The sequence below is a fragment of the Okeania sp. SIO2C9 genome (genome assembly GCF_010672455.1).
Taxonomy (GTDB): Bacteria; Cyanobacteriota; Cyanobacteriia; order Cyanobacteriales; family Microcoleaceae; genus Okeania.
In genome coordinates this window covers 24,543-38,815 of the sequence record NZ_JAAHGO010000005.1, presented here as the reverse complement: position 1 = coordinate 38,815, position 14,273 = coordinate 24,543, and the positions used below count along the sequence as shown (strand labels likewise).

Annotated in this window: 11 protein-coding genes; 6 read left to right on the top strand and 5 right to left on the bottom strand. The window is 36.7% G+C overall.

Features of this window, described 5'->3' with window-relative positions:
* Positions 1-60 precede the first annotated feature (60 nt).
* Both F6K23_RS05545 and apcB read right to left on the bottom strand, forming a co-directional pair.
* The gene (locus tag F6K23_RS05545) at positions 61-912 is read right to left on the bottom strand and encodes a TlyA family RNA methyltransferase (RefSeq protein WP_293151736.1); all 852 of its coding nucleotides are present in this window, start codon (positions 910-912) and stop codon (positions 61-63) included.
* Between the two features lie 678 nt (positions 913-1,590).
* Positions 1,591-2,100, bottom strand: a complete 510-nt coding sequence (gene apcB, locus F6K23_RS05540) for an allophycocyanin subunit beta (RefSeq protein WP_293151733.1) — start codon at positions 2,098-2,100, stop codon at positions 1,591-1,593.
* Between the two features lie 753 nt (positions 2,101-2,853).
* Between apcB and glnA the strand changes: the two genes are divergently transcribed.
* The 4 genes from glnA to F6K23_RS05520 all read left to right on the top strand — a co-directional run bounded on the left by glnA (position 2,854) and on the right by F6K23_RS05520 (position 7,883).
* Entirely contained in the window at positions 2,854-4,275 is a 1,422-nt protein-coding gene (gene glnA / locus F6K23_RS05535; RefSeq protein ID WP_293151730.1) for a type I glutamate--ammonia ligase, read from the top strand.
* A gap of 1,451 nt (positions 4,276-5,726) precedes the next feature.
* Positions 5,727-6,806 carry a class I SAM-dependent methyltransferase gene (locus F6K23_RS05530; protein WP_293151727.1) on the top strand — a complete coding sequence of 360 codons (1,080 nt, stop codon included), beginning with the start codon at positions 5,727-5,729 and terminating at the stop codon, positions 6,804-6,806.
* A 454-nt stretch (positions 6,807-7,260) separates the two neighbouring features.
* The gene (locus tag F6K23_RS05525) at positions 7,261-7,449 is read left to right on the top strand and encodes a hypothetical protein (RefSeq protein ID WP_293151724.1); all 189 of its coding nucleotides are present in this window, start codon (positions 7,261-7,263) and stop codon (positions 7,447-7,449) included.
* 209 nt (positions 7,450-7,658) lie between these two features.
* Positions 7,659-7,883, top strand: coding sequence for a hypothetical protein (locus F6K23_RS05520; RefSeq protein ID WP_293151721.1), 225 nt, complete (start codon positions 7,659-7,661; stop codon positions 7,881-7,883).
* A gap of 302 nt (positions 7,884-8,185) precedes the next feature.
* Here F6K23_RS05520 and F6K23_RS41515 read toward each other — a convergent pair whose 3' ends face one another.
* The gene (locus F6K23_RS41515) at positions 8,186-8,338 is read right to left on the bottom strand and encodes a zinc ribbon domain-containing protein (RefSeq protein ID WP_367267632.1); all 153 of its coding nucleotides are present in this window, start codon (positions 8,336-8,338) and stop codon (positions 8,186-8,188) included.
* Positions 8,339-8,396: 58 nt separating this feature from the next.
* The gene (locus F6K23_RS05515) at positions 8,397-9,356 is read right to left on the bottom strand and encodes an RNA-guided endonuclease InsQ/TnpB family protein (RefSeq protein ID WP_367267631.1); all 960 of its coding nucleotides are present in this window, start codon (positions 9,354-9,356) and stop codon (positions 8,397-8,399) included.
* A 424-nt stretch (positions 9,357-9,780) separates the two neighbouring features.
* Between F6K23_RS05515 and F6K23_RS05510 the strand changes: the two genes are divergently transcribed.
* On the top strand, positions 9,781-10,272 hold the full coding sequence (locus F6K23_RS05510; RefSeq protein ID WP_293151717.1) for a YbjN domain-containing protein: 492 nt from the start codon (positions 9,781-9,783) through the stop codon (positions 10,270-10,272).
* Positions 10,273-11,352: 1,080 nt separating this feature from the next.
* On the opposite strand, the gene F6K23_RS05505 is transcribed toward F6K23_RS05510, so the two are convergent.
* Positions 11,353-12,288: a hypothetical protein gene (locus F6K23_RS05505; protein ID WP_293151714.1), complete on the bottom strand. Its 936-nt coding sequence runs from the start codon at positions 12,286-12,288 to the stop codon at positions 11,353-11,355.
* Between the two features lie 579 nt (positions 12,289-12,867).
* Here F6K23_RS05505 and F6K23_RS05500 point away from each other — a divergent pair.
* A complete protein-coding gene (locus F6K23_RS05500) occupies positions 12,868-13,833 on the top strand; it encodes an FkbM family methyltransferase (protein ID WP_293151711.1) in 966 nt (321 codons plus the stop codon).
* Positions 13,834-14,273 lie beyond the last annotated feature (440 nt).

The following is a 14,273-nucleotide window of genomic DNA, read 5'->3' as shown; positions in this document are numbered from 1 at the left end:
ACGGTTTATTTTTAATATTAAATAGTAAGAAGTGTGGCGATTTTAAAAGTTAAATTTTAATTACGAACTATGATTAAATTCTTGTTGAGCTAATTTTGTTACCTCAGCGATCGCTCTCAAATCTAGCGAAAGTTTACTCTCTATATTTAACCATAATAAATATTCTATATTACCAGCTGGACCTTGTATAGGAGACCAGGTTAAACCAGAATATCCCCATCCTAAATTCTGAGCGCTATTCCATACTTGAAAAATTGCTTCAGCTTGGTCAGTAGAAGAACGTACCACACCTTTTTTACCCACTCGTTTTTTCCCTACTTCAAACTGAGGTTTTACTAACAATATTGTCTCACGAGGTGGAATAAGTAATTGCCATAAAGCAGGTAAAACTTTAGTGACAGAAATAAAAGAAACATCAACTACCGCTAAATTAGGATATATTTCTGAATTTTCCTGTGCTTGAGAATTTAATATTAATTCCTCGCCATATAATTCTGTAGGAGTTAAATAACGTAGATTAGTTCTCTCTTTCAAAACAACTCTTTGGTCATTACGTAAACCCCAGTCAACTTGCCCATATCCCACATCAATACCGTAAACTAATTTAGCCCCTGCTTGTAATAAACAGTCTGTAAAACCACCTGTTGAAATACCTCCATCAAGACATATTCTGTCAGAAATAGGGATAGAAAAAGATTCTAATGCTTTGGCAAGTTTATAACCTCCCCTAGAAACATATAAAGATTTTTGCTTAACCTTTATATTCGCCTCATACTCTACTTCAGTTCCTGGTTTATCAATTATTTGCTGATTTACCATTACTTCTCCTGCTCTAATCAAAACTTGAGCTTTTTGTCGAGAAGTACATAAGTTTTGTTCTACTAATAAAATATCTAATCTTTGTTTAACCACAAATTTTAATGATTAACTAGCTATCAGCTTTTAGAATTTCCGTTTCGGAATGTTCCGCAAGTAGCTAGCATCTTGCAGAGGAACTTTGTTAACAGCTTTTTGAGTTGTAAAAATCCGCTTCGTTAATGTTAAAAAAAATCAAAATAATTAATTACTGAGTTCTGAAAAAAACTGTAGGGATTTGGAAACCAAATCCCATTTTTACGCTTGGTAATGAATAATTATTAAGTAAGTATTTCCTACGGAATGCTGCGCAAACAGCTATCAGCAATTAGTAATGAATAATTAGAGCTTGCTGATTAAAGATCAAAGTATTAACAGATAAAGGCTTTAACGTTTTTGGGTTAAAAAAAGTACCAGCTTTTCGGTGGCAAGAGCTGCATAAAGCTAGTATTTTGGAATTATTATGGCAGAAAAATTGAGGGACAATTTTTCCGACTACCTCCTCTAAATTCTCAGTTCTTCCTGTCTCCTGTCTACTGTCTACTGTCTACTACCCTTACTAAAAGACTTTTTCAGCAAACCTAATTACTTATAAGGTTTTTTCCAGGGACTGGCGGTAACTTTTTATTCTTTTTCAATTTCAAAGGTTGCTTTTACGCAAACCCAAAATTAATAGCTGATAGCTGACGGCTGAATACTTACATTATTAATTATTAATTATTCATTATTAATTAATTAAATGTCCTTTTCAGCTAACTCACTAATTAAATGGTCGAAGGGTGCTTCTAAGAAAGCACCAGTTTGAATACCTGCCGCTGCAACTTCAGATTTAACAAGTTCCTTAAGAATACCAATTCCAACCAAAGTAGGTCCAATAGGTACTTCTAGAGAATTGTAGGTTTCTCGAAGACCTTGTAAAACCCTTTCATCCAAAACATCCGTATTACCTGCAACCAAAGCATAAGTAGCATAGCGTAGATAATAATCCATATCCCGCAGACAAGCAGCATAACGACGGGTCGTATAAGCATTACCACCCGGACGAATTAATTCAGGTTGTTGTGCAAACAACGTAATCCCAGCTTGCTTGACCAAACTAGCAGCCATAGAATTAATTACAGTAGCAGCTTTTACTCGCGCAGTACCCGTTTCAAAATAAGACTTTAATTGATCGACAGCATCCCGGTCCAAATAACGACCTTTAGCGTCGTAATTATCTATTAAGCTAGTGATAGTGTCCCGCATATAATTATTCTCCCAAAAATTTCTTAAACTTTCTATCTTACCCTACTTTGACATCCTCCCGACGTTGCGCTTACGCGAAAACGTGGAATTCCCTAACATCACTGATAGGGATTTTCTGCTTCACAGCACCCGCCTCCAAGGTCTTCCCCTCTTTTTGGTCTTAAAGTCGTTCCACAGACTGACACTGCTAGCCCAGCAGCCTTATTCTAATTAAGAGTACTATGCTATGGCAAAAACCACAAGATTGATTGGTTTTTCCAGGGTCATGCTGCGCAAACATCCCGACGATCTGTTCCAGGAGAGTGCGGCTCTTCAACCAACGTTGAGTTAACGCGCGTCAGAAGTCAGAAGCGAGTGTGTAATTCTGAGGTTCCCTACGGGGCCTTTGAAGAAGGAGACAGGAGACAGGAGACAGGAGACAGGAGAAAAATTACATGGGGATTCTAACCCCAAGTAATGCGTGAACACCGTGTAGACGGTGGGGTATTAAACCCATAAAGAAAATGATAAGACTTTTTCAGCAAACTCTAGTTAGTTATTTCTGCCATCCTGCACTAGCAGAATTATTTGATTAAGGTCAGATTTTTTGTGTCTAAAGTTACAAAAACTCAAGGATTTTCATTCTTATTATCGGCTGGATGTATTCTGATTAGAACTTTGTTAAGAAAGCCAAAATTTAAGACTGATGTATTTATTCTTATTAAAGCTATTCTTCTTGTCAAAAAAGCCAAAATTTAAAACTTAGGAGCTAATATGGCACAAACAGCCCAAGATGTATTGAACTGGATTAACAATGATGACATTCAAGTGATTGATTTAAAATTCATTGACCTACCAGGTATTTGGCAACATTTAACAGTTCACAGAAGTCAAATTGATGAAAGTTCCTTTACAGATGGAGTTGCCTTCGACGGTTCTAGTATCCGTGGTTGGAAAAATATTAACGAGTCAGACATGATGATGGTACTCGATCCAACCACTGCTTGGATTGACCCTTTTATGGCTGAACCGACATTAAGCATTACTTGTAGTATTAAAGAGCCTCGAACTGGTGAATGGTATAGCCGTTGCCCCAGAGTAATATCTCAGAAAGCAGTTGACTATTTAAGATCGACAGGTATTGGGGATACTGCCTTCTTTGGTCCAGAAGCTGAATTTTTTGTATTTGAAGATGCTCGGTTTGACCAAACTGAAAATAAAGCTTATTACTATGTAGATAGTATAGAAGGTCGCTGGAATTCTGGTAGTGAAGAACCAGGTGGTAATAAAGCTTATAAACCAAACTATAAACAAGGTTACTTCCCTGTATCTCCCACCGATACAATGCAGGATTTGCGGACAGAAATGCTATTAACAATGGCCAAGTGTGGAGTTCCCATTGAAAAGCATCACCACGAAGTTGCTACAGGTGGTCAGAATGAATTGGGCTTTAAGTTTGGTACATTGGTTGAAGCTGCAGACAACTTGATGATTTATAAGTATGTCATCAAGAATGTGGGCAAAAAACATGGCAAAACTATTACTTTCATGCCTAAACCTATATTTAACGATAATGGTTCTGGTATGCACTGTCACCAGTCAATCTGGAAAGATGGACAACCTTTATTCTGGGGTGATGGTTATGCCAATTTGAGTAAGACAGCACTTAATTATATTGGTGGTATCCTCAAGCACGCTCCGGCAATCTTGGCATTCTCTAATCCTTCTACTAATTCTTATAAGCGATTAGTTCCTGGATTTGAAGCTCCGGTAAACTTAGCTTATTCTCAAGGTAACCGCTCTGCTTCTGTTCGGATTCCTTTAAGTGGTACAAATCCCAAGGCCAAACGATTAGAGTTTCGTTGTCCTGATGCTAGTTGTAATCCTTATCTGGCTTTTGCTGCAATGCTTTGTGCTGGTATTGATGGGATTAAGAATGAAATTGACCCTGGTGCATCTTTGGATGTAGATATTTATGACCTGAGTCCTGAAGAGTTAAGCAAGATTCCTTCTACTCCTGGGTCTTTAGAAGGTGCTTTGGAAGCTTTGGAAAAAGACCATGAGTTTTTGACTACTGGTGGGGTATTTACAGAGGATTTGATTCAAACTTGGATTGAGTACAAGTTGGATAATGAGGTGAACCCCATGCGTCTGCGTCCTCATCCTTATGAATTTTCTCTATACTACGATTGCTAAATCGATAAATTAAGTAGGTTTTGCTTATGGAAGTCTTTTGGTATAAATCAGGAGTCAGGAGTCAGAAGTCAGGAGGAATGGGAAATTTAGAGGAGGTCGTTGGATATTTTATCCGTTGATTTTTCTACAATTATTCTGCCTTTTATCCTAACTTTTTGGTCGCTCAAGCTTAAAAAGTTGTATTTTTTTGGCTGTAAAAAAGCTAAAATCTTTACCTGTTAATGCTTTTAGATTTTATCGGTAAGCCCTAAGTATAACTAAGGAGTTAGTAGGAAAGAAGTTTTTTTCAAAGCTTGAGGAATGAGTATTTTATTACTTAAGTAATTTAGACAGAGTAATGTTGTATATATTTAAGCTTTACTACTTCATAAAACAATAGCGACTTAGTTCTTATAGCCTCCTTTACTGGGGGCTATTTTTGTTTGAAGCAACAATATATATATTATGGTTTGCGTATGGAAAGTCTTTTAGTAGGGGGTAGGAGATAGGAGATAGGAGTTAGGGGAATGAGCGAGGAGGTAGGAGTAAGAATTGTAAGAATGATTTTTCTGCCCAACTATGCGCCTAAAATACTAACTTTTTGAGCGTTTTAGACGTGATACCAAGCACTTTTGAAATGCCCCAAAAAGGCAGTTGTCTTTATATGTCAATGCTTTTAGATTTAATCAGCAAGCCCTAGTTATAGCACTACGGATTAAGGTATTTTACATTCCTTTTTTTGCCTGTTGCTCTTTCATACCATAATGCTGCGCAAACAACTTATAAAATGCCAAATAGCTATAGCATTTTTATCTCGAATGTGGAAACAAAGTACTATTATAGCAGTTTTCATGTTTCATAAAATACAGAGATTTTTGCTTAAAGGCAGCGGGAGCTGAAGCAATGCAAGTCAACATGAGTGAAAACCGCTATAAATAAGGAATATTCAAGGATGGAAAACAGCTCTAAATATTAGCAAAAACCTGGATATTAGGTACTCAGAAAAAACCTCAATCTAGATTTACATCTCAAATCAAAATACTATCCTAAATCATTAGATATCTCAACCAAATGAGGGAGTAGGGACGTTGTATGCAACGTCCGTGCAGAGTAGACAGTAGGGGTAAAGAATTGATAATTTATTTGGGATAATTGATTTTATTTTTTATTCTTGGAGATGTCTATTTGTGATAATTTTATTGCTTCGGTGTTTCTCATTTCCTCCCAGATCCGGTGTTCCCTATTCCCTAAAATCTACAATATTTCACAAGTCAAATAAGATTGCTATATAGTCTTTTATTCAAAATAATAGCAACTGCCATTACTACTCTTGACTTATGGAATATCTAAAATAACAGAATATCAACTTTCTTCCTTCTTCCTTCTTCCTTCTTTTTTCTGCTATATGATAATTGCGTTACAATCCAGAACTAAAACTACAAAACTTGCAAAATCTATTTAGACTTATCATCATGTCAGATACTATTACAAAATTCACTCATCAAACATTTCAACAAGGTAAAATTTACTTTGCTTTAGCTCACAAACAAATTTCTACTAAACTGAGAAATTTTGTTTATCCAACTCTTAAGTTTAAAACTCAACCTTTGTCTCCTGCAATTATCCAAAAAATGCAGAAACGCATTGATAAAATTATGGAAAGAGATTTAGCAGATGGAGAAAATGGTATTTATCCAGTTAATATTATATTTGATAATCCCTGGTCGGATTTTTTCAGTTATTATCCTAATATTTGGCTAGATATGCCTACAGTTTGGAATAGAATTAAACAAAAGAAATATCAAGAATTTTCTCCACAAATAAATACTCAAAATTATCCTGCTTATTATTTACAAAATTTTCATTATCAAACAGATGGCTACTTAAGCGATACATCAGCTAATCTCTACGATTTGCAGGTAGAAATTTTATTTAATGGTACTGCCGATGCCATGCGACGACGAATTTTAGCTCCTTTAAAAATGGGATTAGAAAAGTTATTTTCTGGGAAAAATTTAGAGGCGATCGCTCCTAAAAATTTACGAGTTTTAGATATTGCTTGTGGTACTGGTAGAACTTTAAAGTTTATTCGCGCTACTTTACCAAAGGCTGCTCTTTATGGTGTTGATTTATCGTCGGCTTATTTAAAAAAAGCTCATCAATTATTATCTGAAGAGTTGGGAGATTTGCCTCAACTTTTACAAGGAAATGCTGAGGATTTACCTTTGAGAGATAATTTTTTTCAGGCAACAACTTGTGTTTTTATGTTCCATGAATTACCGCCGATGGTACGTCAAAAAGTAATAGAGGAAGCTTTTCGAGTTACTCAACCTGGGGGTGTTTTTGTGATTTGTGATTCGATTCAAGTTTCTGATGAACCTGATTTTTCGCCAATGTTAAAAAACTTCCCAGCAATGTTCCATGAACCTTATTATCAGAGTTATATTACAGATAATTTAGAGGAACGTTTGGAGAAAGTAGGTTTTATTAATATCGCCACTGAAGTTCATTTCGTTAGTAAGTATTGGGTGGGTTATAAACCTGTTGAATAGGAAATACTTACATTTTGACAATCAATTTTGTCGCATAATTAAGGTTTCAAGTCTCTCTTTTAAAGGAGAAAAAAGAAAAAAATTTCTTTTTAGTCAATCCTCTTCTTTTTTAGGAGAGGTAATTATTAATTAGGGCTTGCTGATTAAATCTCAAAGGATTGACATATAAAGACTTTAGCCTTTTTGGGGTCGAATTGCAGTGCCTGGTTTTCAGTCTAAAACGCTCAAAAAGTTAGTATTTTAGGTGCATAGTTGGGCACAAAAATCACTCTTACAATTTTTCCGAATACCTCCTCTAAATTCTCCTAACTCCTAACTCCTGTCTCCTGTCTCCTACTCCCACCAACCAATTTTTTCAGCAGACCCTAATTATTATTTGTTGAAAATAAATTTAGGATTGAGGAAGAATGCTTCAGAGCAAGGCTGTTTAATTCTCGGTTGAGGTTTTGAATCTTTGGTTTATTCTCCCGAATCTTCATTTCGTGAAGCACCAGAATTTGAGGTGTGTGATGAGCAAAAATATCTACTTCCCCTCTCTGTTGCGTATGTCGCAATAGCTATTTCATTTTGTGAAGCACCAGAATTTGAGATGTGTGATGGGAAAAATATCTACTCCTCCTCTCTGTTGCGGATGTCGCAATAGCTATTTCATTTTGTGAAGCACTAAAATTTGAGGTGTGTGATGAGCAAAAATATCTACTTCCCCTCTCTGTTGCGGATGTCGCAATAGCTATTTCATTTTGTGAAGCACTAAAAATTTGAGGTGTGTGATGAGCAAAAATATCTACTTCCCCTCTCTGTTGCGGATGTCGCAATAGTCATTTCATTTTGTGAAGCATCAGAATTTGAGGTGTGTGGTGGAGAAAATACCTACTTCCCCTCTCTGTTGCGGATGTCGCAATAGTCATTTCATTTTGTGAAGCATCAAAATTTGAGGTGTGTGATGAGCAAAAATATCTACTTCCCCTCTCTGTTGCGGATGTCGCAATAGTCATTTCATTTTGTGAAACACCAGAATTTGAGGTGTGTGGTGGAGAAAATACCTACTTCCCCTCTCTGTTGCGGATGTCGCAATAGTCATTTCATTTTCTTAAGCACACATCCAATAACAAAGAATGAGTTGGTTAAGACTTATGCTGATAATAAACCTGAGCTCGGGAAATATTTTTCCCACTGTTGCCTGTTGCCTGTTGCCTGTTGCCTGTTGCCTATTGCCTGTTGCCTATTGCCTGCTATCAGACCTCAATTGAAAATGGGAAAATTATTCCATGCTAGCTGACAAAATTAAATAACGTAGTAACCCCAACCGTTTGACATCCTCCCCGGCCTGAAGGCACGGGGATTCCTACCGAGCCGTAGCTCCTCGGCGAGTTGACGTTTCATTGACTGCTGCTGCCAGATGCGGTAGTCTTACGCTTGCCTCCACGTCCGTTTAGTGTCTCGGACTGCCCGCCCGCGACTAATATATTTATTGCTGCATTCTCGTCTCTATCATGTTTTGCACCACAGTTTAGGCACTCCCATTCTCGCACCTGAAGGTCTAGCTTCCCACCTTTAAAGCCACAATTTGAGCAAACTTGGGATGTTGGCTCAAGGGCGACTAATTATTCTGAAATCGCGACCATATTTTTCTGCTTTTCCTTCTAAAAAAGTCCTGAATGTTCTCCAACCTAAATCAGAAATTGTTCTGGATAATTTGCGATTTTTCATCATTCCAGAAACATTCAAATCTTCTAAAACTATTACTTGGTTTTCGTTAATAATTTCAGTAGATAATTTATGTAGAAAATCTGTTCTGGTATCTTTTAACTTGGCATGAAATTTAGCAACTCTCAATCTGGCTTTTTCATAACGATTTGTACCTGTAGTTTTCTTAGATAATGATTTGCTTAACTTTCGATACTTCTTAATTCGTTTTTTCAGTGGCTTAGGAGCATCAACCTTTGTACCGTCACTAAATGTAGCAAAGGTTTTGATACCTAAATCTATACCTACTGAATTATCAGTTTCAGGTAAGGTTTCTGGTTGTATTTCTACTACAAAACTTAAGAAATATCTATTAGCTGAATCTTTGATTACTGTTACTGATGATGGAGTAGCAGGTAACTGTCTTGACCAAACTATTTTTAGTTTCCCAATTTTAGCTAAATAAACTTTATGCTGACCAACTTTAAAACCACCTTTTCTAAACCTAGCAGTTTGCTTTGACTTTCTAGTTTTGAACTTAGGAGGCTTTATAGTTCTACCTTTGTGTTGACCTTTAGTTGATTTAAAAAAGTTTTGATAAGCTTGGTTTAAATCATTTAAAGATTGTTGTAGTGGTATATTAGAAACTTCCGATAACCACTCTCTATCTTCAGTCTTTTTGGCTTGAGTAATAAACAGTTTTTGTAGCTCGGAGTTAGTTGGCTTCTTCTGTCCTAATTTATACTTTTCTTGGCAGCAAGCTAGACTATCATTCCAAACAACACGAACACAGCCAAATAGCTTGGCTAATCGGTACTTTTGTCCTGATGTTGGATAGATACGATACTTAAATCTAGATTTCATAACCTGACTTTTGCTCCTAACAATAGGATAACATACTTATCAACAAAAATCAACTAAAAAGTCGCCCGCTTATGGGCGAGGCTTGAAACCCAATTTTTCGGTCAAAATAAGGAAAATTAATTTCTGCTTTGGACATAGCTATAGATTATTAATTGTGGATAGCATTATAACGGGACTTTAGCAAAAAATGCCTTAAAAATAGTTTTGAACCCTTGCGATGTAATACTTTAATGTCAAAATATCCGATTTCTTGATATATCTAGGTTTGAGCAATTTTTAGCCAGGTAACGTATTTTCCTTGCTACCGTTGAGTTTGAAGCCATTTTTAGCCGAAAAAATATCAGTGTCCCGATAGCTTTGTTAGTAATTAAGATAGGTTCAGGGCTTAAACTGGTGATAGATAATTTTTCTATAGGTACAAACTATGACTACTAGCAACCCTGACACTACTTCTGTGGATAATCCTTCTACCGAAGAAGATAATATTGAACTAACTGAAAATGAGACCAGTCTCAGCTACATAGAAGAGATTGAAACAATTATTGCCAATATGGCAGAAGAGCAAAAAGTAATGGTGGCCAAAAATGAAGCAGGCCATTTATGGAAGTTTCAATATGGCAGTGTGGAGGTATATGTCAGACTGACTGGAGAAACAGATGATGATACTTTTGATGTCTGGTCTTATGTACTGAAGTTACCAGCAAAAAATGAACCCCAGTTAATGCGTAGATTATTGGAAATGAATTGGTTATCGACGATGGAATCCCATTTTGCTATTGTGGATAATCAAATTGTAATTCTGGCGACTCGTACTGTAGCAGAATTATCTCCAGGAGAAATTTCTCGGGCAATTACCATTGTTGCGACTCTTGCTGATGATAATGATGACGTTTTAGTCGCAGAATTTGGGCAGTAAATGAAGAGAAAAATTATGGGGATATTTCAAAATATCGCAGTCGAAGGAAAGGTTAGGACAAGTCAAAAGCTTAAAATTCAAACAAAGCTAGATTTTTCGGTCTTTCGGTCTTTCTTTCTCTTTTAAGATAACTAAAGCCTTTTTAATATAGAATTAGGATAATTACTATAGCTAAGGAGCCATGTAAAAATAAGTGGTACAAATTTGATCTGGGATAAATTGTGAAATATAGCTTCCATTAAAAAAACTGTTCAGGTTATTTTTACCGAAAAATTGGGTTTAAAGCCTCGCCCTTGTAGGGCGACTTTTTATTTTATGGGCAAGTGAATTGAATATGTGGTACAGTGTTATTAGTTGCCGGGGGGCACTCGGAAACTCTAAACGGATGTGGAGGGAAGCGTTAGACTACCGCCAAGGAAGCAGCACCCTGTGTTAGCGGCAGCTATGCGAAGCAAAGCGTCAACCCGCCGAGGAGCTACGGCTCAGTAGGAATCCCCGTGCCTTTAGGCCGGGGAGGATGTCAAACGAGTCCTAAGTCCCAAGCTACTGAAACGGAGTAGAAAGAAGCAATATCAGAGGTTGCGCGAGATTGCTTTATGTTGTCGCAATGACCACTTTTCAACTGGGTTCTATATTACATCCATCATGTATGTTGGTTGGTATTGCTTGTGTAAACCTAAGCGTGAATACCTAGATTGACATCCTCCCGACGCTGCTCTCACGAGACAGGACGGGATTCCTAAACCTCGCGGTTCAGGACTTTCTGCTTAAATACGCAACTGCTGAGGAGGCCAAACCTCTTTCTGTTCTAAAGGCGCGCTCCACAGACTGAAGCTGCTAGCCCAGCAGCCCTTATCTATTTAGGATAGCATACCCTTGTAAGAACCGCTCTTATTGATTGGTTTTTCCTTCGGAATGCGCTCGCATTCATGCCCTAGCTCCCCTTCGGGAGAGCGCGGGTCTTCAACCAACGTTGAGATAAATTTAAGTTTTTTTCACGCTTTTAAGCCTTCCTCCCTCTTCCCTCTTCCCTTTTGCTTCTTTCCTCTTTGAAAAAAAAGAAAGGGGGTAATTCAAACCTCATTTATTACTTATTGTAGATTGAATTATAGGTTTGAGTTGTTCGACTAAGTCTTTTGAGCGCATTACTCTTCCTTCTGGTTTGAGATGGTAGTGAGTATCAGCAAATAAATTAACATCAGTCCACAAATTTAACTTTTTGTCAGAAATTAGAGGAGCAATTTTACCTAACTCTTCAGCAGTTTTCTCCACATTCTTCAAAGTTTTTTCATCTGTACTGGCATAAATAATAGGTAATGATATGACTAAACTTGCTTCTTTAGCTTCTAACTCTTCTCTAAATTGCTTAATTCGTGCAATTGAATGAGGAGTCACGGGTTTCTTAACTGTCATTTCCCACCATTTACTTTTACGTTCCCATGTTTTAGTCGGATCTCCCCAGTCTGTAATAGGATCGGCATAGTAAGCTGGAACTTCTACTTGCTTAACTATATCTATAGTAGATTTTGTCAATTGTCTAAGACTAGGTACGCCCAAACCAAAAGTATCTTGAGCAAACTGCTTGGGTGGTACCCCTCCTAACCTTGGTTTTCCGATAGCTACTCCAAAATAAGTAGAGCGATCGCCCAATCCATCTTCATCTAATAACATTAAATATTCAGGAATGATCAGCACAATATCTCCTGGACGAACTTGCTCCAAAATAGTAGGAAAAATTACATTTAGACCCAAATTTCCATCCAAGCCAAAATTAAATACAGGAAAACCAAGTTCTTCTTCCATTAGCTTAGAATTGACAGTATAGTGCGCTCCCGAACCACCAACAATTATCAGTCTTTTTGACCCTTCCACCTCCGCTGCTAATGCCACCTTATTGTAGTACATTCCTCGTAACGGACCAATTAAACCACCATAATAAACATTGTAAAAGAAACCAAGAGACCAAGCGAAGCCAGCCATAACTAACCAAGGGATAATTTTTATTGGGTTCTTCATAAAAATAAAAAATCAATCAATTTATCAAGTATATTCTAAAGCTATTTCCCTAATGATGTATCCAGTATAGCTAAATATATTACTTCTGTGGTAAGTATTTCTTGCGGAATGCTGCGCAAACAGTCGTCAGCTATTAGCTAGCCTCCTGGGGAGGAACTACGTTAACAGCCATTAATTTTGGGGAAGGTCAAAGCAATTGAAAAATGGAGAAAGAATAAAAAGTTACTGCTAAAGTCCCCTTCTCAAAACTGATAAGTAATTATTCATTACTAATTGCTGTTTGCGTAGCATCCCCCAGGGCAGCGCTGACTGCTAATAGCTGAATGCTTACCCTCTGTGCCATCCCTAATATTTCATAAAGTTAAGAATTTTCACCAATTATAAAATCTTTGAGACAATTATCAGTAGTTTTAGATAAATGAAGAGAATTATTATGCTATGATGACTATAATTATACTCCTTTTTTTCTTCATCTAGGTGTTATATCAATCGCTGGGTACGGAGAGAAAGTAGTAACAACAATGTTATCTTTCCTTCAAATAAATTATTCAGTTTGTTTACTTAAGAGGAATACAAATAATGTTAAAAGAACCATTGTTAAAGACTAAAAATTTTTTGAGAAATGTGAGGAATTTCCAGAAGATACCTAATTGGTATTGGGTAGATAAAATTCCTGAGTTAAATATGAGTTTTAATGATGTAGAAGTTGAGCGTGGTTCAGATAAATTATTTCTCAAACCACTGGATATATATGTTGAAAAGGAAAAATATGATTTTCTACTTCAAAAAAAAGCATTGAATCAAGCAAAATTTCTCAAGAAAAAGTTAAATGCCAAGTTTACTATAGATAAAAATGATGAGTTAATTGTAGAAATAGAAGGAATAAAAGTAAATGTTCAAACAGCAGAAGAGCTTTCTATTCTTTGGGAAATTTTTTGGTTAGGAATTTATACTCTTATTTATGACCGCCCTGTAGTTATGCTAGATATTGGCATGAATGTAGGGTTAGCTAGTCTATATTTTGCTAATCAAGAAAACGTGAAATCAATCTGGAGTTACGAACCATTTAACGTCACCTATAAACAGGCACTACATAATTTTGATTTAAACCCAGATATTTCCCAGAAAATTAAACCATTTAGTTATGGAATTGCTGCTGAAGAAAAAAAAGTAACAGTCGAATTTGATTATGAACTAAGAGGAAGTATTGGAGTTTCAGAAGACCGAACAAACAATAAGCAAAATAAATCTCTCCCGAAAGAAGAGCTGACTTTAAAGCCTATTAGCGAGGAGTTGAATTCAATAATTTCTCAGCACCCAGATATGGATATTGTTGCCAAGATTGACTGTGAAGGGTCTGAGTATGAAATCTTTGATTCTTTGGCGGCAAAAGGGCAATTAAATCAGATAAAAATAATTATGATGGAATGGCATAGTAAAGGACCAGAGCAATTAGCTGAATATTTGCGTCAAGAAGGCTTTGCAATTTTTTCTCGTCTACCTCGTAGTAGTAATATTGGAGCAATATACGCTGTTAGAGCTTAATTTAGTCTTGTAGAAAAACTATCTGTTATCGTTAGGTAGGGTAGGCTCACTTTTAACCATCCTACCCAGTTGATAAAAATGTAAGAGGCACTCAAGACAAGGACAAATGATTCATCATGCTGATGTACGCGCATATCGAAAGCTCACAAATCAGTAGAGATGAATTTTGGTATGAATGTCCAAAAAAACAGGAATCACTGGCAGTCGAATTAACTGAGGGCAGGTGATTGTTGGATTGGGATGACTCAAGCATCCTCAAGTGAATTGATTCTCACAGTGAGAGTTGGTAAACCTAAAAAATAACGGGAGGAAGTACGCAGCGCTCGTTTTAACGGCTGGTTGAATAACGACACGCGGGTAATAAAGCGTAGTAAAAATCTGCTATACTTAGAGGAATAAGGAACAAGGTTTGTCGCCATGACATGGGCGCTAGTGCGGTG